Raw genomic sequence first — 19,511 nt, 5'->3', positions numbered from 1 at the left:
GATCAGGGGTAAAGTCGCGTCTTGGTCCATTCCGGCGCCTCGGCAGTCTCGCGCGCGAACACGACGCGATCATGCAGGCGGAAGGGCCGGTCGTGCCAGAATTCGATTTGCAGGGGGCGGATGCGGAAGCCGGTCCAGTGCGGCGGGCGCGGCACCGTGCCGAGCGCGTATTGCGCCGTCACCTTGGCCACCGCCGTCTCCAGCGCGAAGCGCCCTTCCATCGGCCGCGACTGCTGGCTCGCCCAGGCACCGATCTGCGACAGGCGTGGACGGGAGGCGAAATAGGCGTCCGCCTCGGCTTCGCTCACCTGCTCCACCGGGCCGCGCACGCGCACCTGCCGGCGCAGCGACTTCCAGTGAAACACCACCGCCGCCTTGGGCGTGACAGCAAGTTCGCGCCCCTTGGCGCTGCCGGTATTGGTGAAGAACACGAAGCCGCGCGTATCGCGCTGGTTCAGCAGCACCATGCGCACATCCGGCAGGCCGTCGGCGTCCACGGTGGCGAGCGCCATGGCGTTGGGGTCGTTGGGCTCGCTCTCCTTCGCCTGCGCAAACCATTCCTCGAACAGCAGGAAAGGTTCGGTGGCGGTGGTGAAATCACCGGATGTTAACGGTTCGGACGCTTCCATAACGACAACTTCGGACGGTCGAGTACGGGACCCATGGAAACGTTCCACAGGTGGCGGGAGCAGGCAGCGCGCAAACGGGACGGCGCACGTCCTCCATATACGCTCCCGGCTTCATTCCGCACAGCACCCAACGTGCTCACTTTGATCGGCGCGGCGCTTCTCGTCGCCGGCTGCTCCACCGGGCCGGACCTCGACACGCTGGCGACCGGCTCGGTGCCCCCGAGCGCCTATGCCCGCGAGCCAGTGCCGAAAGGCATCGCCCCCGATGACTGGGCCGCCGCCCGCACCGCCCTCGCCGAGGCGCTGCGCGAGAAGCAGGCCGCTCCCAGCGTTCCCTGGGAGAACTATGCCAGCGCGACGCGCGGCACGGTGACGCCGCTCGGCGAGACCGGCGACGACGGCAAATGCCGCGAATTCCTGATGAGCTTCGTGCGCGAGAAACAGGAAGACTGGCTGCAGGGCGAGGCCTGCCGCGCCGGCAAGAGCGGCTGGAAGGTCGATCAGGCCCGCCTGCTCGACCGCTGAGTCGCTCGCTCATCGCGATGTCCGCCGACAGGCGCGGGAAGCCGTTGCATCCCCGCAACACCCTCCCTACATGGAAGGAAGCCGGAACCGCCGGACGAGATTACCATTCATGCGCGATCCCTATGACATTCTCGGCGTGGCCCGTAACGCCGACCAGAACGAAATCAAGCGAGCCTTCCGCAAGCTCGCCAAGAAGCTGCATCCCGACGCCAACAAGGACAACCCGAAGGCGCAGGACCAGTTCGCCGAACTGAACGCCGCACACGAAATCCTCTCCGATGTGGAGAAGCGTGGCCAGTTCGACCGTGGCGAGATCGACGCCGAAGGCAAGCCGCGCGGCTTCGAGGGCTTTCCCGGCGGCGGCTTCGGGCGCGGATTCCGTCGCCCCCCGCCGGGGGACGCCGCCTATGAGAGTTTCTCCTTCGGTCCCGAGGGTGCCCGCCGCTCCGGCCATGGCCCGCATGACGCGGGCGGCTTCGACGACGTGATCGCCGACATTCTCGGCGGCCTTGGCGGGCGCGGGCGGGGACGCGGCGCGGGCGGAGAAACGCCGCGCGGCGGCGATGTCGACATCACCGTGCCGGTGGCGCTGGAGCGCATCGTCGAGGGCGGGTCGGTGAAGGTCCACCTGCCCAATGGGCGTGTGGTCGAGGTGAAAATTCCCGCCGGCGCCGTCGAAGGCCACCGCATGCGGCTGAAGGGACAGGGCGAGCCGAGTCCGTTCGGCGGCGCGCCGGGCGATGCCTATGTGGTGGTGGCCTATGCCCCGCACCGGCATTTCCGCATCGAGGGCACGGATTTGCGCGCCGATGTGGCCTTGCCGCTCGCCGATGCGGTGCTGGGCGGCAAGGTGCGGGTGCCGACGCTCGGCGGCGAGGTCTCGCTCACTGTGCCCGCCCACACCCAGTCGGGCCGCACCTTCCGGCTGCGCGGCAAGGGCCTGCCCAAGGCGGACGGTGGCTTTGGCGATCTGCTCGCCACCATGCGGATCATGCTTCCCGAGGCGCCGGACCCGCAGCTCGAAGAGCTGATGCGCAAGCGGCGCGACGGCGCCGGCTGAGCCCCGCCGACGGCGCACGCCTGTCGCGCGCGACCGCTCGCTTGAGCGGGTCCTGCTGCTGTGCGATAGGAACCTGCGCCCGGAGAGACGGGCAACGGTACGGAGCATCGTGACGAGCATGGCATCGGGCGGATTGATGAGCGGCAAGCGCGGCCTGGTGATGGGAGTGGCGAATAATCGCTCCATCGCCTGGGGCATCGCGAAGGCGGCCCACGCGCAGGGGGCGACACTCGCCCTCACCTATCAGGGCGAACCGCTGCGCAAGCGTGTCGAGCCGCTCGCAGCCGAGCTCGACGCGGCCATCGTCGGCCATTGCGACGTCACCGACCCCGCCACCATCGACGCGGTCTTCGCCGAGACGGAGCGCCAGCTCGGCGGTCTCGACTTCCTCGTTCACGCCATCGCCTTTTCGGACAAGAACGAGCTCGACGGGCGCTATGTCGACACCACGGCGGACAATTTCAGCAAAACCATGCTGATCTCCTGCTACAGCTTCACCGCCGTCGCCCAGCGCGCGGAGAAGCTGATGACGAATGGCGGCTCGATGCTGACGCTGACCTATTACGGCGCCGAGAAGTGGATGCCCCATTACAATGTCATGGGCGTCGCCAAGGCCGCGCTGGAGGCAAGCGTGCGCTATCTCGCCGCCGATCTCGGCCCGAAGAACATTCGCGTCAATGCCATTTCCGCCGGCCCGATCAAGACGCTGGCGGCCTCCGGCATCGGCGATTTCCGCTATATCCTGAAGTGGAACGAGCTCAACGCCCCGCTGCGCCGCACCGTCACCATCGACGAAGTCGGCGATACGGGGATGTATCTGCTCTCCGACCTCGGCCGCGCCGTCACTGGCGAGGTGCATCATGTCGATGCCGGCTATCATATCGTCGGCATGAAGAACCCGGACGCGCCCGACCTCACCCTCGACCGGGACTGAGCCGACCCCCCAGCGGAGCACGCGCCATGATGAAAGCCCGCCTGATATCGCTCTTTCGCCGCCACGCCTTGCCCGCTCTGGCGGCAGGGACACTGGTGCTCGCTCTGGCCGGCCTGCAGCCGGCGGCGGCGCAGTCCGGCCCCATCATCGTCAACCCGCCGCCGGGGTCGGGGCTTTCAAACCTGCCCTATATTCCCCCGCCGGACGCGCAGGACAGCGGCGTGCCGCCGACCTTCCAGCAATACCCGCTGATGAACCGGATCTTCGGCTTCGGCGGCGCCATCTTCCCCGGCTATGTCAGCCCCAGCGACGGGCGCGACGACCAGGATCGGCGCGGCTATCTCACCGGCGGTCGCCAGGGGCCGGTGCTGTTCGCCGCCGGCTCGGCCGATTCGCTGTGCCAGATGACGCAGGCCCCGCAGGTGAAGGTGCTCTCCGCCCCGCCCGGCGTGAAGCTGAACTTCAGCATCGGCAAGTTCACCGCCACCGGCGTCGACGGCGGCTCGCATCGCTGCGTGGGTCGCACCGTGGGCGGCGTGCTGGTCACGGCCAAGGGCCGCGCCCCCGCCGGCTCGACTGTGACGCTGCGGGTTGCCTACCCGTTCAAGCGGATCAGCTACACGCATGTCGTGAGCCTGCCTTCCAAATGACCCGACGCATCTTTCTCGTTCGGCATGGCGAGACCGACTGGAATCTCGCCGGCCGCCTTCAAGGCTCGCATGACATCCCGCTGAACGATCTTGGCCGCGAGCAGGCGGCAGAGACGGCGCGGGTGGTGGAACGTCTCAGCGGCGGCGCGCGTCATCTCGACTTCGTCGCGAGCCCGCTCAGCCGTGCCGCGCAGACCATGGCGATCCTGCGCGCCGAACTCGGCCTGCCGCCGGACGCCTTCCGCCGCGATGCCCGCCTGCGCGAAATCACCTTCGGCCGCTGGGAAGGCTCCACCTGGCCGGAACTGCGCCGGCGCGACCCGGTGAGCCTCGCCGCCCGCGATGCCGACCCGTGGAACTTCTCTCCCCCCGGTGGCGAGAGTTATGCCGAGCTTTCGACGCGGGTGCTGGAAGCGGTCGCCGAACTCACCGGCGACGCGGTGGTGGTGACGCATGGCGGCGTCGTGCGCGCGATGCTGCACGCCTTCGCCGGCATGCCGCCGGCACAGGCGGTGGAGCTTCCGGTGCGCCAGGGGGCCGTCTATCTCATTGAAAACGGCGCGTTCGAACTCGCCGTCGCCTGACATTCTTGCGGAGAGGACACCGAATGGGCGCCCAGTTGATCCGTGCCGACGAGGCGCGCACTCCCCGTCCGATCTGGTGCGTCACGCCGCAGAACTGGCGCGAGGTGGCGAGCGGCCTGCCGGCGCCTGCGCTCGCCTTCGGCGAGACCACGGGCTTCAAGGCCGAGGCCGGATCGCTGCTGGTACTGCCGGCCGCCGATGGCGCCATCGCCGGCGTACTGTTCGGCTGCGACGGCGCCCCGCGTGACCCGCTGAGCTTCGGCAAGCTCGCCACGGCCCTGCCGGCCGGCGACTATGTCATCGCCCATGCCCCCGTCGATCCCCGGCTGGCGGCCCTGGGCTTTCTGCTCGGCGGCTATCGCTTCACCCGCTACGGCAAGCATGCGGGCGCCGATGTGCGGCTCGTGGTGCCCGAGGGGACCGACGAGGCCTATCTGCGCCGCACCGCCGAGGCGGTGACGCTGACCCGCGACCTCGTCAACACACCCGCCAACGACCTCGGCCCCGCCGAGATCGAGGCTGCGGTGCGCACCCTCGCCTCGCGGTTTGGCGGGCAGGTTAACGTGACCACTGGCGACGATCTGCTGGCCGCCAATTTCCCGCTGGTCCATGCCGTCGGCCGTGCCTCTCCCCGCGCGCCCCGCCTCATCGACCTTTCGTGGGGCGACCCAAGCGCGCCCAAGGTGACGCTGGTCGGCAAGGGCGTCGCCTTCGACACGGGCGGGCTTGATATCAAGCCGTCCAGCGGCATGCTTCTGATGAAGAAGGACATGGGCGGTGCCGCCAATGCCATTGGCCTCGCGCAGATGATCATGGCGCGTGGGCTCAAGCTGCGTCTGCGGCTGATCGTGGCGGCGGTGGAGAATGCCATTGACGGTTCCGCCTTCCGCCCCGGCGACGTGTTCCCCTCGCGCAAGGGCCTCACCGTCGAGATCGGCAATACCGATGCCGAAGGCCGGCTGATCCTCGCCGACGCGCTCAGCCTGGCCGACGAGGAAGCACCTGAACTGCTGATCGACTTTGCCACCCTCACCGGCGCCGCCCGCGTCGCGCTGGGGCCGCAGCTGCCGCCGGCCTATACCGATGACGAGCCGCTGGCCGCCGACCTCGCCCGCCATGGCGCGGCCGAGGCCGATCCCTCTTGGCGGATGCCGCTGTGGCAGCCCTATGCCTCGATGCTCGACAGCAAGATTGCCGATCTGAACAACGCCCCCGGCAGCGGCTTCGCGGGCTCCATCACCGCCGCGCTATTCCTCCAGCGCTTCGTCTCCCGCGCCGGAGCGTGGCTGCACCTCGACATCTTCGCCTGGAACCCCACCTCCCGCCCCGGCCGGCCGGAAGGCGGCGAGGCACAGACCATCCGCGCCCTCGACGCGCTGCTGGCCGAGCGCTACGGCTGACGCTGCGGCATGATCGGAACGCCGCTCGCGCGGGTGTTAATGGTTTCTTCGGCGCCGACCCGCCATAGTCCGGAACAATCCGCAGCCGTAACGATTGCGGATCCGGGGACAGGCCAATGGCGGTCGAGCTGCGTCCATCGCAGGCGTTGCGTCTCCTGCACGAGCTTTCCCTCGCGCAGGTGCGCGACGACGCGCCCGATCTCAGCCAGCGCCAGTTGGCCATCCTGCTCAGCGTCTATCTCGAAGCGCCGCCGCACACGGTGCGCGGGCTTGCCGCCCGGTTGGGCGTCACCAAGCCCGTGATTACCCGCGCGCTCGACACGATGGGGCAGTTACGGCTTGTCTCCCGGCGCCGCGACGAGGCGGATCGACGCAATGTCATCATCCAGCGCACGGTGGAAGGCGCGCTCTACCTGGAGCGGCTCGGCGATCTCGTCGTCGCCACCGCCCGTGCCCTGCCACGCTGAACGTCGCCTCACCTCGCGCAGGAGCGCCCTGTGACCTTCGATCGTCGCCTTACCCCTGCCCGGTCCGACCTCGCCGCGCGCCATCTCCAGGGCGTGGTGACGGCGGAGCGCTTTGTCGACGGCACTCGGCACCGCGTCATCCGCCCGGCCGCGCCGGTGCGCGCCACGCCGGACCCGCTGGCGCCCTTGACCACGGAAGCGCTCTATGGCGAGGCGGTGACGGTCTATGAGACCACCGGCGAGGGCTGGGCCTGGGGCCAGCTCGACGCGGATTCCTATGTCGGCTGGCTCCCGTCCGAGGCGCTCGCGCCAGCCGGCCCGGCGCCGACGCACAAGGTGAGCGCCCTGCGCACCCCGGTGTTTCCCGGTCCATCGATCAAGCTGCCGCCGATCGACCTGCTGTCTTTTGGCAGCCGCCTCGTCATCGCGAGCACGCGGGAGCGTTTCGCAGTGACGGCAGAGGGCGGCTTCGTCTTCGCCGACCATCTCGTGCCGCTCAATGCGTTCGAGGCGGACGTCGTCGCAGTCGCCACCCGCTTCCTCGGCGCCGCCTATCTCTGGGGCGGGCGCTCCAGCCTGGGGCTGGACTGTTCCGGTCTGGTGCAGGCGGCGCTCACCGCCTGCGGCCATGCCTGCCCGCGCGACACCGACATGCAGGAGAAAGCGGTGGGGGCAGAAGTGGCGTTCTCCGGTGAACTCGGCGCGTTGCGACGCGGCGATCTGCTCTACTGGCCCGGCCATGTCGGCATCGTCGAGGACGGCGCGACGCTGCTGCACGCGACCGCGCATTTCATGTCCGTGGTGCGCGAACCGCTGGGACCGGCGCTGGCCCGCATCGAGGCCAGTGGCACATCGCTGCGCAGCGTCCGCCGTCTCTAGAGCACGTTCCGATCTGACTGCATCGCAATCAGATCGGTAAAACGTCCTCTATCAATACTCTGGAGACTGATTCACCGATCAGGTTGATTCAACCTGATCGGATCAGGCTCTAGCCGTTCGCCGCGACGAAGGCGTCCACCCGCGCCCGGTTCAACGCGAACCAATGCAGGGCGATCAGCACGAAGCCATTGGCGACGGGCGCGGGAGACGGGGCGGAAAGCGCCGCCAGCGCCTCCTCCACCGGCACCAGAAACGGCAGGGTCAGCTCGGTCTCGCCCGGCTCGCCGGCGATGTCGGGCACGGCAGACGAATCGACCAGCCCGAGATAGATCGTGGCGTGCTCGTCCGTCACGCCGGGGCTGGGAAGGAAGCGGGCCATGGGCAGCAGGGCGCGCGGGGCAACGCCGATCTCTTCCACGCATTCGCGCCGGGCCGCCGCCTCCGCCTCCTCGCCGGGATCGATGAGGCCGGCGGCAATCTCCACCAGTTCCCCCTGCCCGGTCGCCAGCTCCGCCCCGAGGCGGAACTGGCGGATCAGCACGAAACACGCCGCGCCGGGATCATAGGCCAGCACGCCCACCACCGGCCCGACGCGCAGAATGTCCCTGCGCTGGCGCAGCGGCGCCCCGCCCGCCCCGGCAAAGGTGGCGATGAAACGGTGGTAGGGGCGGAAGCCGGTTCCGACGCTCTCCGGCGCCTTGAGGTCGACGGCGATGAACCGATCCGCGAGCTCACCCGCCTTGGCGCGCCCGCTCATAACGGCGCCGTCTCCATGTCGAAGGCCGCCGCGAACAGGGCCCGGGTGTAAGCGGTCTTCGGCTGGGCGAAGAGGTCGGCCGCCGGCCCCTCCTCCACGACCACGCCGCCCTTCATCACCATGACCCGCGAGGCCAGAGCCGCGACGACACGCAGATCGTGGCTGATGAACAGATAGGTCAGGCCGCGCCTCTGCTGCAGGTCGCGCAGCAGGTCGACGATCTGCGCCTGCACGATCATGTCGAGCGCGCTGGTCGGCTCGTCCAGCACGATGAAGGAGGGCTCCAACACGACGGCGCGGGCAATGGCGATGCGCTGGCGCTGACCGCCGGAGAATTCGTGGGGATAGCGGTGGCGCGCCTCGGGATCCAGGCCCACATCGGTGAGCGCCGCGACGACGCGGGCATCGCGCTCGTCGGCAGACAGCCTCGGGTGGTGCACGCGCAGCCCCTCGCCGATGATATCGGCCACCGACATGCGGGGGCTGAGCGAGCCGAACGGATCCTGGAACACCACCTGCATCGCCTGGCGGCGGGCGCGCATCTGCTTGAAACCGAGCCGGTCGATGGGATCACCCATGAAAACGATCGGCCCCTCGCTGGAGATCAGCCGCAGCAGGGCGAGGCCGAGCGTGGTCTTGCCCGAGCCGCTCTCGCCCACCACGCCCAGCGTTTCGCCGCGCCGGATTTCCACCGAGATGCCATCCACCGCCTTGATGTGGCCGACGGTACGGCGCATCACCCCGGCCTTGATCGGAAACCAGACCATCAGACCCGTGGTCTCCAGCACCACCGGCGCCTCGGGATGGGGCGAGGCGGGGTTGCCGCGTGGCTGGGCGGCGATCAGCGCCTGGGTATAGGGATGGCGGGGATGGGCGAAGAGTTCGCCAACGAGACCTTCTTCGACGATCTTGCCATGGTTCATCACGCAGACCCGGTCGGCAATCTTGCGCACGATACCGAGATCATGGGTGATGAACAGCATGGCCATACCGAGCCGCCGCTGCAGTTCCTTCAACAGCTTGAGGATCTGCGCCTGCACGGTCACATCGAGCGCGGTGGTCGGCTCATCGGCGATGAGCAGCTTCGGCTCATTGGCGAGCGCCATGGCGATCATCACCCGCTGGCGCTGGCCGCCGGAAAGCTGGTGCGGATAGGAACCGAGCCGGGTCTCCGGCTCGGGAATGCCGACCTCGGCAAGGAGTTCGATCACCCGCGCCCGCGCCGCTGGCCCGCGCATGCCGCGATGGAGGAACAGGATTTCGGCGATCTGCTGTTCCACCGTGTGCAGAGGGTTGAGCGAACTCATGGGTTCCTGGAACACCATGGTGATGTCATTGCCGCGCACCCGCCGTATCTCGCGCTCCTCCATGGCCAACAGGTTCTCGCCCTGGAACAGCACCTCGCCGGAGGGGTGGCTGGCGGCGGGATAGTGCAACAGCTTGAGGATGGACAGCGCGGTGACCGACTTGCCCGACCCGCTCTCGCCCACCAGCGCCACCGTCTCGCCGCGGCGGACATCGAAGGAGACGCGATCGACCGCCAGCATCGACCGCCCGCCCTGGGCGAAGGCGACGGAGAGATCGCGGACGGAAAGAAGAGGGTCGTCGTTCAACGGCGTTTCGCTCACTGGAAGGTCTTCCGCGGGTCGAAGGCGTCGCGCACGGCTTCGCCGATGAAGATGAGCAGGCTTAGCATGATGGCGAGGGTGAAGAAGCCGGTGAGGCCAAGCCAGGGCGCCTGCACATTGGCCTTGCCCTGCGCCAGCAATTCGCCCAGCGAAGGCGAGCCGGGCGGCAGGCCGAAGCCGAGGAAATCCAGCGCGGTCAGCGTCATCACCGAGGAGGAGACGATGAAGGGCAGCATGGTCAGCGTCGCCACCATCGCGTTGGGCAGCATGTGCCGCCACATCAGCACCGCGTTGGACACGCCGAGCGCCCGCGCCGCCTGCACATATTCGAAATTGCGTGCGCGCAGGAATTCCGCCCGCACCAGCCCCACCAGCGCTACCCAGGAGAACAGTAGCAGAATGCCGAGCAGCACCCAGAAGCCGGGGGCGAGGATGGAGGAGATGATGAGCAGCAGATAGAGCGCCGGAATGGCGGTCCATATCTCGATGAACCGCTGGAAGATGAGGTCGGTCCAGCCGCCGAAATAGCCCTGCACCGCGCCCGCAGCCACGCCGACGACCGACGAGATCAGCGTGAGGATCAGACCGAACAGCACCGACAGCCGGAAGCCGTAGATCAGCCGGGCCAGCACGTCGCGGCCCTGATCGTCCGTCCCGAGCCAGTTCCACTCCAGCGCGTCGCAGCCGCCGGTGCGGCCGAGCTTCTCCACGACAGGCGCGCATTGCGCTTCGGTCAGCATCCAGGTCGGGGGCGAAGGGGCCGGGGTCGGCAGGTCGAGATTATGGGTGGAATAGGAGTAGCGGATCGGCGGCCACACCATCCAGCCGCCCTTCTCGCGGACCAGGTTCTGCAAATAGGGGTCGCGGTAGTCCGCCTCGGTCTCGAAATCGCCGCCGAAGGTGGTCTCCGGATACGCGACGAGGCCGGGGAAATAATAGCCGCCGTCATATTCCACCAGGAACGGCTTGTCGTTGGCGATGAGCTCCGCGCCGAGGCTGAGGATGAACAGCACCGAGAAAATCCAGAAGCTCCACCAGCCGCGCCGGTTGCGCTTGAAATTGGCGAGGCGGCGCTGGTTCAGCGGTGAGAGCCACGGGCGGCGCGGCGCGGCGGAGGCGGCGGGGTCGGTCGGCACGGCGGCGTTGGCGTCCATGTTCAGACGTCCCGCGTGTCGAAGTCGATGCGCGGATCGACCCAGGTATAGGTGAGGTCGGAAATGAGGTTCACCACCAGCCCCACCAGCGAGAAGATGTAGAGATTGGCGAACACCACGGGATAGTCGCGGTTGAGCACGCTCTCGAAGCCGAGAAGGCCGAGACCGTCGAGCGAGAAGATGGTTTCGATCAGCAGCGAGCCGGTGAAGAAGGCGCCGACGAAGGCGCCTGGAAAGCCGGCGATGACGATCAGCATGGCGTTACGGAACACGTGGCCGTAAAGGACGCGCCGCTCGGAGAGCCCCTTCATCCGCGCGGTGACGACATATTGCTTCCGGATCTCGTCAAGGAACGAATTCTTGGTCAGCAAGGCCGTGGTGGCGAAGGCCCCCAGCACCATGGAGGTGATCGGCAGCACCAGGTGCCAGAAATAATCGAGTATCTTTCCGGTCAGCGAAAGCTGCTCCCAATTGTCGGAGGTCAGCCCGCGCAACGGGAACCAGGAGAAGAACGAGCCTCCGGCGAACAGGATGACCAGCAGGATGGCGAACAGGAAGCCGGGTATCGCATAGCCGACCACGATGACCGCCGAGGTCCACATGTCGAAGCGCGAACCATCCCGCACGGCTTTGGCAATGCCGAGCGGGATGGAAATGCCGTAGCTGATCAGCATCATCCACAGGCCAAGCGAGATCGACACCGGCATTTTCTCGATGACGAGGTCGACCACCGAGACATCGCGGAAATAGGACCGGCCGAAATCGAAGCGGGCATAGTCCCACAGCATCTTGAAGAAGCGCTCATGCGCCGGTTTATCGAAGCCGAATTGCCGCTCCAATTCCTTGATGAAGGCGGGGTCCAGCCCCTGCGCGCCGCGATATTTCGAGGAGACAGGATCACCCCCCGGCGCACTCTGCGGCATGCCGCCGAAATCGCCGCCGCTGCCGGAGATGCGGGCGGTGGCTGAACTCCCCTGCCCGGTCAGCTCGGCGATCACCCGCTCCACCGGCCCGCCAGGCGCAAACTGCACCACCACGAAGGAAATCAGCATGATGCCGATCACGGTCGGCACCATCAGCGCGATGCGTCGGACGATATAGGCGAGCATTCGGTCGGGTTTCTCCGCGAGGCGGGTCCAAGGTGGCGGGCGGTCGGGGCCGCGTCAACTTAACGTCCGTTCATGCGCGACAACGGGTGCTGCCGGTCTCACCCCGCCGAGCGCGTACGCGGCGACCAGATGTCCGGTATGGCGCGGGCATAGGTGGGGCGCGGCGCGCTTGGCCAGCCGAACTCGTCCCAGAAGGCGATGCGGAATTCGGCAGAGTACCATTGCGGCACCCAGTAGCGCCCGGCCCGCAGGCGGCGGTCGAGGACGCGGCAGGCGGTGCGCAGCTTGTCGCGCGTCGGCGCCGTGATCACTTCCTCGATCAAAAGATCAACCACCGGATCGGCGATGCCGGAGAGGTTGTTGGAGCCCGGAATGGAGGCTGCCGCCGAGCCGAAATAATTGCGCAGCGACTCGCCCGGCACGGTCGACATGGAGAAGCGCCGCACCGTTGTGTCGAAGTCGAAATCGTTGAGCCGGCGCTGATATTGCGGCGAATCGACCAGGCGGAAATGCGCTTCGATGCCGAGCAGCTTGAGGTTCTTGATGAAGGGCGCGGTGTGACGTTCCAGCCCGTTCTCGTCGTCGAGAAACTCGATGGAAAGCCCGTTGCCCTGCGGGTCGACGAGGCGGCCATCCTTGATGACCCATCCCGCCTCGCGCAGCAGCTGCGTGCCCTTGCGCAGCAAAGCGCGATCCTGGCCGGAGCCATCGGAGACCGGCGGGCTCCAGGGCGGCGCCTTGAGCACGGCGATGTCTTCCGGCGTGAGCCGGCCAGCGATGCGTTCGATCAGCGCCACTTCGTCCGGCCCGGCCGGACCTTGCGCTTCAAGGTCGGAATTCTCGAAGAAGGATGTCGTGCGCCTATAGGCATCGAACATCAGGTTCTTGTTGGTCCACTCGAAATCGAACGCATAGGACAGCGCCTCGCGCACGCGCGGATCGGCAAATTTCGGCCGGCGCAGATTGAGGAACCAGCCCTGCGCCCCGGAGGGGGTGCGATCGGGCAGGGTCTCGCGCTTCACCCTGCCCTCGTTCAGCGCCGGGAAATTATAGCCCGTGGCCCAGCTGCGCGCGGTGAATTCCTGCCGGAACAGATAGGCCCGCGCCTTGAACGCCTCGAAGCCGACCTCGCGATCGCGGAAATACTCGTAGCGCAGCACGTCGAAATTATTCACGCCAACATTCACCGGCAGCCCGTTGCCCCAATAGGCGGGGTCGCGGCGATATTCGATGTAACGGCCGACCTCGAACGGACCCACGCGATAGGGGCCGGAACCGAGCGGCACCTCCAGCGTGCTCGCGTCGAAGGGATGGGCGCTGTAATAGGCCTTGGAGAAGATCGGCAGCGAGGCGGCGAACAGCGGCACATCGCGTGCCCGCGTCGGCGCGAAGCGGAGCACGGCGACCTCCTCGCCCTCCGCCTGCGCGCTCACGAGATCGCGCAGATTCTGCGCGATGACGGGATGGCCCTTCTCCTTCAGCAGGGTGAGCGAGTAAGCGACATCCTCGGCGGTGAGCTTGGAGCCGTCATGGAAGCGCGCCTGCGGGCGCAGGCGGAAGCGGTAGAGCGTGCCGTCCTCCGAAACGGCGACGCTCTGCGCCACCAACCCGTAGAGCGCGTCCGGCTCGTCATAGGCGCGCGTCATCAGCGTGTCGAAGAGCAGCTCGACGCCCTGCGCCGCATCGCCCTTGAGGATATAGCCGTTCAGCGTGTTGAAGGTCTGGAACGACTGGTTGAAGGCGATGGTGGGACCGATCTGCGAGAAGGTGCCGCCCTTCGGAGACGCCGGATCGACATAGTCGAAATGGGCAAAATCGGCGGGGTATTTCAGATCGCCGAAAATGGAGAGGCCGTGGCGCTCCGGCCCGAGGGTGGAATCCGGCGCGACCGCCGTCGAGGGAGCTGCCGGCGCCGGCTGCGCCACGGCGCGGCGACCGAGCCAGGGCAAGGCTACGGTACCGGCCGCCAGCGCCATCAGAGCGCGGCGGGAAAGCGGGGCCGGCAGCGGCCCGCTCATCGTGCCGCCCCGGTCTTGGCCGCCTTCTCCGCGTCCCACCACCAGATGGTGGGGAAGGCGTCGCCGCCATATTCCGGCATTTTCTCGGGATGGCTGAAGCGGTTCCAGCGCGCCGTCCGGGTGTTGGGGTAGGTCCAGCTCGGGATCACATAGTCATGCGCCAGCAGCACCCGGTCGAGCGCATGGGTGGCGGCGACGAGCTCCTCGCGGTCCTTGGCGTAGATCACCTTCTCGATCAGCGCGTCGATGCCGGGGTCCTTGATGCCGGCATGGTTGCCCGATCCCTCGCGGTCAGCGGCGCTGGAGCCCCAGAAGTCGCGCTGCTCATTGCCGGGCGAGAGCGACTGCCCCCAGCCGGTGATGATCATGTCATAATCGCGGGCGCGGGTGCGGTTGATGTACTGCGACGTGTCGACCTGACGGACGGTGACAGTGATCCCGAGCCGTTCCAGCGACGGCTTGTAGAACAGGGCGACGCGCTCGAAGGCCGGGTTGCCGATCAGAATCTCAAGCGTGAAGGGCTCACCCTTGGCATTCACCAGCTTGCCGTCCTTCACCTCATAGCCGGCCGCGCGCAGAAGCTGCGCCGCCTCGCGCAGATTGGAGCGGCGAATGCCCTCGCTGCCCGACGGCGGGTTCTCATAAGGCTTGGTGAAGACGCTTTCGGGAATCTTGTCGCGGACGCTTTCCAGAATCTCCAGCTCCTTGCCAGTCGGCAGGCCCGAAGAGGCGAGCTCGGTGTTCTGGAAATAGCTCGAGGTGCGCTTGTACTGGCCGAAGAACAGCGTGCGGTTCATGCCCTCGAAATCGAGCGCGAAGTTCAACGCCCGGCGCACGCGCTGGTCCTGGAACTTCTCGCGCCGCAGATTGGGGATGAAGGCCTGCATCGAACCGAAGGAGCGGTTGGGGAACTCCTCAAGAATGACCTTGCCTTCCTTTACCGCCGGGAAGTTATAGGCGGTGGCCCAGTCCTTGGCCGAGGTCTCGATGCGGAAATCATACTGGTCGCCCTTGAAGGCTTCCAGCTCCACCGTCGAATCGCGGAAATACTCGTAGCGCTGCTCGGCGAAATTATTGGTGCCGATGTTCACCGGCAGGTCCTTGCCCCAATAATCCGGCACGCGCTCGAAGGAGATGGAGCGGCCCGGCTGCACCTGCTTGACCTTATAGGGACCGGAGCCGAGCGGTACTTCCAGCGTCCCCTGGCTGATGTCGCGCGGCTTGCCGTCCGGGCCGTTCGCCGTCCACCAGTGCTTGGGCATCACCCGCAGCTGGCCGACGATCTGCGGCAGTTCGCGGTTGCCCGCCTGGTCGAAGGTGAAGGTCACCTCGCGCTCGCCGGTGACGGCGGCGCCCTTCACATGGCTGTAGTAATAGGCTTGGCGCGGGTTGTTCTTGGTCATCTGCTCGAACGACCACACCACATCCTCTGCCGTGATCGGCTGGCCGTCATGCCATTTCGCCTCCGGGCGCAGGCGATAGGTGACGGAGGAGAAATCGGCGGGATAGCGCACCGCTTCGGCCAGCAGGCCGTATTCGGTCGCCACCTCGTCAGAGGCCGGGCTCATCAGCGTGTCGTAGATGAGATGCAGCCCAGCCGCCGCCGCGCCACGTGGGATGATGTCGTTCAGCGAATCGAAGGTGCCGTCGACAGACTGCCGCAACAGGCCGGTCTTCGGCGCGCCCGGGTTCACATAGTCGAAATGCTTGAAGCCGGCCGGGTATTTCGGCTCGCCCATCAGCGAGAGGCCATGCTTCCACTCGCCGGCACTTGCCGTCGATGCGGAGGGAGCGGCGGGAGCCGCCTCCTGCGCCATTGCGGGGCCGACAAGGCCGATGCCGAGAAGGGCGACGGCGAGCGACCGGGTCATCGCGCCACTCCATGCCGGGGGACGCCAGCCGGGGGCGGCGGGGCGGTCGGAGCGGCGGAGACGGGTCATGCGCATTCATCCCTCTGGCACGTCTGAAGGCGGGGCCGAGCCGGCCCTCGCGACGGATTATGAACAGTGGCGGCGAATAAGAAGAGGCCAGTCCGGAAAAGAATAAGGCCGGCGACGCAAAGCGCCGCCGGCCTGACGTGATCGTGAAAGCCGCGCCCCGCGGGGCGCACGCCTCAGGGCGTGGCCGGCGCCGCCGGAGCGGGCTGGGCGGGAGCCGGTTCCGCCGGAGCGGGCGCCGCCGGAGCGGCGGGCGCAGGGGCCGCTTCCGGTGCGGGAGCAGCCGGGGCCGGAGCGGCCGGGGCCGGAGCGGCCGGAGCCGGAGCGGCCGGAGCCGGTGTCGCCTCAGGCGCCGGACCGGCGGGCGCGGGAACGGTGGTGGCCGGCGCGGCGGAGCCAGCCGGCGGCGGCACATTGCCGCCCGTCTCGCCGGACGCCGGCTGGGTGGCCGCAGGCTCGGCGGCGGCGGGCGTCGCCTCCGGCGAGGGCAGCGGCAGCGGGCTGTGCGAGAGCGTGTTGAGATAGGCGATCAGGTCGGCGCGGTCCGTGTCCTTGGCGATGCCGGCAAAGCCCATCGCCGTGCCGGGAATATCGGCCTTCGGATTCTTGATGAAGTCGCTGAGGTCCTGGAACGTCCAGGTGCCGCCATGGGCCTTCATCGCCGCGGAATAGGCGAAGCCCTCGACGCCACCGACCGGGCGGCCGACGATGCCATAGAGATCCGGGCCGACCTTGGCGCCGGCGCCTTCCACGAAATTGTGGCAGGCGGCGCACTTCTTGGCCTGGGCCTCGCCCTTCTCCGGGCTGGCGGCGGCGAGCAGCTGCGCAAGCGGAACCGCGGCCGGCGCGGCCTGTGCCTCACCGGTCATTTCCTCCTGCACGGCGATCTCGTAGCCGGCCTTCTCGGGCCCGTGGCTGGAGAACAGAATGTCGGCGAACACATTCAGACCGAGCGTGAACGTGAGCACGCCCAGGACCGCACCAGCAACCTTGTTCAGCTCGAAGCTGTCCATCGAAATATTCGCTCCCTCACCCGGCACCGCGACCATCCGGCTGGTCCGCCGATACCCCGCGCGCAATGTATCAGCGCTCGCTTGCGACCGCCAATGGCGCGCGGGAACTAATCATTTTGACGGTTGACGTGCAACCCGTATAAGCGCGCTGCGGTGCTACGTTTCGCCACTCTGAGAGGGGCGCCGGCACCTTCTAGCACGATGACGGGGCTCCCGAATGTCCTCGCAGGACACAGTTATTCTTATTCCAGCCCGCATGGCTTCGACCCGGCTGCCGGGGAAGCCGCTCGCCGATCTCGGTGGCCGGCCGATGATCGTCGAGGTGGCGCGGCGTTCCGCCGCGGCGCAGATCGGCCGCGTGGTGGTGGCGACCGACGATGAGGGCGTGCGCGCCGCCGTGGAGAAGGCTGGCTTCGAGGTGGCGATGACTCGCGCCGACCATGCCAGCGGCTCGGACCGAATCTTCGAGGCGCTCGGACGCATCGACCCGCAAGGCCAGGTGGCCCGCATCGTCAATGTGCAGGGCGACCTGCCGACCATCGACCCCGCGCTCATCCGTGCCGCGCTCGACCTGCTCGATGACCCGGCTGTGGATATCGGCACGCTGGCCGCCGAGATCACCGAGGCGGGCGAGCGCACCAACCCGAATGTCGTGAAGGCGGTGGGCAGCCCGCTGAGCGCCACACGGCTGCGCGCGCTCTACTTCACCCGCGCCACCGCTCCCTATGGCGAGGGGCCGCTGTTCCACCATATCGGCCTCTATGCCTATCGGCGCCGCGCCCTTGAGCGCTTCGTCGCGCTGCCGCCCTCGCCGCTGGAGAGCCGCGAGAAGCTGGAGCAACTGCGCGCGCTGGAAGCCGGCATGCGGATCGACGTTGCCATCGTCGACACCGTGCCGCTCGGTGTCGACACGCCGGACGATCTCGAAAAGGCGCGCCTCATGCTCGCGCGCGAATCAACGTGAAGGACGCTGCCATGACGACCCGCCGCACCATCGTCTTCCAGGGCGAGCCGGGCGCGAACTCGCATATCGCCTGCCGCGAAGTCTATCCCACCCACGAGGCCGTGCCCTGCGCCACCTTCGAGGACGCTTTCGCCGCGCTGCAGAATGGCGAGGCCGATCTCGGCATGATCCCGATCGAAAACTCGGTCGCCGGGCGGGTGGCGGATATTCACCACCTGATGCCGACTTCCGGCCTCACCATCATCGGCGAGTTCTTCCTGCCGCTCTCGCACCAGCTGATGGCCATTCCCGGCGCCACGCTGGCGACGGTCAAGTCGGCGGAGAGCCACGTGATGGCGCTCGGCCAGTGCCGCAACATCATCCGAAAGCTCGGGCTCAAGGCCATTGTCGGCGCCGACACCGCCGGCTCGGCCCGGCTGGTGGCGGAAGCGCAGGACCCGAGCCGCGCCGCCATCGCCTCCCGCCTCGCCGCCGAGATCTACGGGCTGGATATCATCGCCGAGAATATCGAGGACGAGGCGCACAACACCACGCGCTTCGTCGTCCTCGCCAAGGATGGCGACTGGGCGCCGGCCAATAACGGACCGACCGTCACCACTTTCGTGTTCCGCGTGCGCAACGTGCCGGCCGCGCTGTACAAGGCGATGGGCGGCTTCGCCACCAATGGCGTGAACATGACCAAGCTGGAATCCTACCAGCTCGACGGTGAGTTCTTCGCCACCCAGTTCTATGCCGATGTCGACGGGCACCCCGAGGACGCCAATCTTAAGCTGGCGCTGGAGGAACTGTCGTTCTTCTCCAAGGAAGTGCGCATTCTCGGCGTCTATCCCGCCCACCCCTACCGCGTGGCGCTGCGGGCGTGAAACGCAAAGGCCCGGCGCAGGACCGGGCCTCGTCTCATATGGAGCTATAAGCGCCTACTCGGCGGCCTCGCCGGTCGCACGCTCGACGGCATCCTCGATGGTCTTCAGCGCGTCCGGGTGCGGCATCGAGATGATGTTGTAGCCGGAATCGACGAAGTGGACCTCGCCGGTCACGCCGGTGGAAAGATCGGACAGCAGATAAAGCGCAGCGCCGCCCACCTCGTCGATGGAAACGGTGCGGCGCAGCGGGGCATGGCGCTTCTGATAGTTGAACATCAGCCGGGCATCGGCGATGCCGGCGCCCGCCAAGGTGCGGATCGGCCCGGCGGAAATCGCGTTCACCCGCACGCCCTGCGGCCCGTAATCGGCGGCGAGGTAGCGCACGCTCGCCTCCAGCGCCGCCTTGGCCACACCCATCACATTGTAATTCGGCATCACCCGCGTCGAGCCGCCATAGGTGAGCGTGATGAGCGAGCCGCCTTCCGTCATCAGCGGCGCCGCGCGCTTGGCGAGCTCTGTGAAGGAGAAGCAGGAAATCACCATGGTGCGGGTGAAGTTCGCCCGCGTGGTGTCGGCATAGAGGCCCTTCAGCTCGTTCTTGTCGGAAAAGCCGATGGCGTGCACGAGAAAGTCGAGCTTGCCCCACTTCTCCTTCAGCGCCGCGAACACAGCGTCGACCGAGGCCAGGTCCTCGACATCGCAGGCGAGCAGCGTATCGCTGCCGAGGCTCTCGGCCAGCGGCTTCACCCGGCGCCCGAGCGCCTCGCCCTGATAGGTGAAGGCGAGTTCCGCCCCCTGCGCCGCCAGCGTCCGGGCGATGCCCCAGGCGATGGAATGATCGTTGGCGACACCCATGATAAGGCCGCGTTTGCCCTGCATCAGGTTGCCCTGAGGGGAAGTGCCCTGCGTCAGGCTCATGCTTGTGGTTCCTTCCGCCCCG

General features: G+C 67.6%; 19 protein-coding genes. 10 read left to right on the top strand and 9 right to left on the bottom strand.

The window, feature by feature from the left end; genetic code table 11:
* Positions 1–2: 2 nt before the first annotated feature.
* Positions 3–629, bottom strand: coding sequence for a pyridoxamine 5'-phosphate oxidase (pdxH, locus tag J2S75_RS16100; protein ID WP_307021185.1), 627 nt, complete (start codon positions 627–629; stop codon positions 3–5).
* Positions 630–761: 132 nt separating this feature from the next.
* On the opposite strand from pdxH, the gene J2S75_RS16095 reads away from it, so the two are divergent.
* The 8 genes from J2S75_RS16095 (at position 762) to J2S75_RS16060 (ending at position 7,128) form a co-directional block, all read left to right on the top strand.
* Positions 762–1,154 (top strand): RT0821/Lpp0805 family surface protein, encoded by a 393-nt coding sequence (locus J2S75_RS16095; RefSeq protein WP_307021183.1) that lies wholly within the window; start codon positions 762–764, stop codon positions 1,152–1,154.
* A 109-nt stretch (positions 1,155–1,263) separates the two neighbouring features.
* Positions 1,264–2,214, top strand: coding sequence for a DnaJ C-terminal domain-containing protein (locus J2S75_RS16090; RefSeq protein ID WP_307021181.1), 951 nt, complete (start codon positions 1,264–1,266; stop codon positions 2,212–2,214).
* Between the two features lie 136 nt (positions 2,215–2,350).
* Positions 2,351–3,148 carry an enoyl-ACP reductase FabI gene (gene fabI, locus J2S75_RS16085; RefSeq protein ID WP_307021179.1) on the top strand — a complete coding sequence of 266 codons (798 nt, stop codon included), beginning with the start codon at positions 2,351–2,353 and terminating at the stop codon, positions 3,146–3,148.
* A gap of 26 nt (positions 3,149–3,174) precedes the next feature.
* Complete coding sequence (locus J2S75_RS16080) at positions 3,175–3,798, top strand: hypothetical protein (protein ID WP_307021177.1); 624 nt, start codon at positions 3,175–3,177, stop codon at positions 3,796–3,798.
* Positions 3,795–4,382 (top strand): histidine phosphatase family protein, encoded by a 588-nt coding sequence (locus J2S75_RS16075; RefSeq protein WP_307021175.1) that lies wholly within the window; start codon positions 3,795–3,797, stop codon positions 4,380–4,382. Before J2S75_RS16080 ends, J2S75_RS16075 begins: the two co-directional genes overlap by 4 nt.
* 23 nt (positions 4,383–4,405) lie before the next feature.
* Complete coding sequence (locus tag J2S75_RS16070) at positions 4,406–5,782, top strand: leucyl aminopeptidase family protein (RefSeq protein WP_307021173.1); 1,377 nt, start codon at positions 4,406–4,408, stop codon at positions 5,780–5,782.
* A 116-nt stretch (positions 5,783–5,898) separates the two neighbouring features.
* Positions 5,899–6,249 carry a MarR family transcriptional regulator gene (locus J2S75_RS16065; protein ID WP_244375215.1) on the top strand — a complete coding sequence of 117 codons (351 nt, stop codon included), beginning with the start codon at positions 5,899–5,901 and terminating at the stop codon, positions 6,247–6,249.
* Between the two features lie 30 nt (positions 6,250–6,279).
* Positions 6,280–7,128 carry a C40 family peptidase gene (locus J2S75_RS16060; protein WP_307021172.1) on the top strand — a complete coding sequence of 283 codons (849 nt, stop codon included), beginning with the start codon at positions 6,280–6,282 and terminating at the stop codon, positions 7,126–7,128.
* A gap of 109 nt (positions 7,129–7,237) precedes the next feature.
* Here J2S75_RS16060 and J2S75_RS16055 read toward each other — a convergent pair whose 3' ends face one another.
* The 7 genes from J2S75_RS16055 to J2S75_RS16025 form a co-directional block, all read right to left on the bottom strand.
* Positions 7,238–7,885, bottom strand: coding sequence for an NUDIX domain-containing protein (locus tag J2S75_RS16055; RefSeq protein WP_307021170.1), 648 nt, complete (start codon positions 7,883–7,885; stop codon positions 7,238–7,240).
* Positions 7,882–9,513 carry an ABC transporter ATP-binding protein gene (locus tag J2S75_RS16050; protein WP_307021168.1) on the bottom strand — a complete coding sequence of 544 codons (1,632 nt, stop codon included), beginning with the start codon at positions 9,511–9,513 and terminating at the stop codon, positions 7,882–7,884. The genes J2S75_RS16055 and J2S75_RS16050 overlap by 4 nt, the downstream gene beginning before the upstream one ends.
* Positions 9,510–10,667, bottom strand: coding sequence for an ABC transporter permease (locus J2S75_RS16045; protein WP_307021167.1), 1,158 nt, complete (start codon positions 10,665–10,667; stop codon positions 9,510–9,512). The genes J2S75_RS16050 and J2S75_RS16045 overlap by 4 nt, the downstream gene beginning before the upstream one ends.
* A 2-nt stretch (positions 10,668–10,669) precedes the next feature.
* Positions 10,670–11,776: a microcin C ABC transporter permease YejB gene (locus J2S75_RS16040; protein ID WP_307021164.1), complete on the bottom strand. Its 1,107-nt coding sequence runs from the start codon at positions 11,774–11,776 to the stop codon at positions 10,670–10,672.
* 98 nt (positions 11,777–11,874) lie between these two features.
* Positions 11,875–13,794: an extracellular solute-binding protein gene (locus tag J2S75_RS16035; protein ID WP_307021162.1), complete on the bottom strand. Its 1,920-nt coding sequence runs from the start codon at positions 13,792–13,794 to the stop codon at positions 11,875–11,877.
* Complete coding sequence (locus tag J2S75_RS16030; protein ID WP_370874159.1) at positions 13,791–15,665, bottom strand: extracellular solute-binding protein; 1,875 nt, start codon at positions 15,663–15,665, stop codon at positions 13,791–13,793. Before J2S75_RS16030 ends, J2S75_RS16035 begins: the two co-directional genes overlap by 4 nt.
* A 242-nt stretch (positions 15,666–15,907) precedes the next feature.
* Entirely contained in the window at positions 15,908–16,744 is an 837-nt protein-coding gene (locus J2S75_RS16025; protein ID WP_307021160.1) for a c-type cytochrome, read from the bottom strand.
* A gap of 217 nt (positions 16,745–16,961) precedes the next feature.
* Between J2S75_RS16025 and J2S75_RS16020 the strand changes: the two genes are divergently transcribed.
* Together J2S75_RS16020 and J2S75_RS16015 are read left to right on the top strand one after the other, a co-directional pair.
* Positions 16,962–17,708 carry a 3-deoxy-manno-octulosonate cytidylyltransferase gene (locus J2S75_RS16020; RefSeq protein ID WP_307021158.1) on the top strand — a complete coding sequence of 249 codons (747 nt, stop codon included), beginning with the start codon at positions 16,962–16,964 and terminating at the stop codon, positions 17,706–17,708.
* 11 nt (positions 17,709–17,719) lie between these two features.
* On the top strand, positions 17,720–18,571 hold the full coding sequence (locus J2S75_RS16015; protein ID WP_307021156.1) for a prephenate dehydratase: 852 nt from the start codon (positions 17,720–17,722) through the stop codon (positions 18,569–18,571).
* Between the two features lie 54 nt (positions 18,572–18,625).
* On the opposite strand, the gene fabI (J2S75_RS16010) is transcribed toward J2S75_RS16015, so the two are convergent.
* A complete protein-coding gene (fabI, locus tag J2S75_RS16010) occupies positions 18,626–19,489 on the bottom strand; it encodes an enoyl-ACP reductase FabI (RefSeq protein WP_307021154.1) in 864 nt (287 codons plus the stop codon).
* Positions 19,490–19,511 lie beyond the last annotated feature (22 nt).

Origin of the sequence: Ancylobacter polymorphus, assembly GCF_030813495.1 — a bacterium.
Taxonomy (GTDB): Bacteria; Pseudomonadota; Alphaproteobacteria; order Rhizobiales; family Xanthobacteraceae; genus Ancylobacter; species Ancylobacter polymorphus.
The sequence above is the reverse complement of the archived record's forward strand: the minus strand, read 5'-3'. Positions and strand labels throughout refer to the sequence as shown.

What these genes read in the sequence shown, in the direction of transcription:
- pdxH (WP_307021185.1), bottom strand. Translation starts at nt 629, where the DNA reads ATGGAAGCGTCCGAACCGTTAACATCCGGTGATTTCACCACCGCCACC.
- J2S75_RS16090 (WP_307021181.1), top strand. Translation starts at nt 1,264, where the DNA reads ATGCGCGATCCCTATGACATTCTCGGCGTGGCCCGTAACGCCGACCAG.
- fabI (WP_307021179.1), top strand. Translation starts at nt 2,351, where the DNA reads ATGAGCGGCAAGCGCGGCCTGGTGATGGGAGTGGCGAATAATCGCTCC.
- J2S75_RS16080 (WP_307021177.1), top strand. Translation starts at nt 3,175, where the DNA reads ATGATGAAAGCCCGCCTGATATCGCTCTTTCGCCGCCACGCCTTGCCC.
- J2S75_RS16075 (WP_307021175.1), top strand. Translation starts at nt 3,795, where the DNA reads ATGACCCGACGCATCTTTCTCGTTCGGCATGGCGAGACCGACTGGAAT.
- J2S75_RS16070 (WP_307021173.1), top strand. Translation starts at nt 4,406, where the DNA reads ATGGGCGCCCAGTTGATCCGTGCCGACGAGGCGCGCACTCCCCGTCCG.
- J2S75_RS16065 (WP_244375215.1), top strand. Translation starts at nt 5,899, where the DNA reads ATGGCGGTCGAGCTGCGTCCATCGCAGGCGTTGCGTCTCCTGCACGAG.
- J2S75_RS16055 (WP_307021170.1), bottom strand. Translation starts at nt 7,885, where the DNA reads ATGAGCGGGCGCGCCAAGGCGGGTGAGCTCGCGGATCGGTTCATCGCC.
- J2S75_RS16045 (WP_307021167.1), bottom strand. Translation starts at nt 10,667, where the DNA reads ATGGACGCCAACGCCGCCGTGCCGACCGACCCCGCCGCCTCCGCCGCG.
- J2S75_RS16040 (WP_307021164.1), bottom strand. Translation starts at nt 11,776, where the DNA reads ATGCTCGCCTATATCGTCCGACGCATCGCGCTGATGGTGCCGACCGTG.
- J2S75_RS16035 (WP_307021162.1), bottom strand. Translation starts at nt 13,794, where the DNA reads ATGAGCGGGCCGCTGCCGGCCCCGCTTTCCCGCCGCGCTCTGATGGCG.
- J2S75_RS16030 (WP_370874159.1), bottom strand. Translation starts at nt 15,665, where the DNA reads ATGACCCGGTCGCTCGCCGTCGCCCTTCTCGGCATCGGCCTTGTCGGC.
- J2S75_RS16025 (WP_307021160.1), bottom strand. Translation starts at nt 16,744, where the DNA reads ATGGACAGCTTCGAGCTGAACAAGGTTGCTGGTGCGGTCCTGGGCGTG.
- J2S75_RS16020 (WP_307021158.1), top strand. Translation starts at nt 16,962, where the DNA reads ATGTCCTCGCAGGACACAGTTATTCTTATTCCAGCCCGCATGGCTTCG.
- J2S75_RS16015 (WP_307021156.1), top strand. Translation starts at nt 17,720, where the DNA reads ATGACGACCCGCCGCACCATCGTCTTCCAGGGCGAGCCGGGCGCGAAC.
- fabI (WP_307021154.1), bottom strand. Translation starts at nt 19,489, where the DNA reads ATGAGCCTGACGCAGGGCACTTCCCCTCAGGGCAACCTGATGCAGGGC.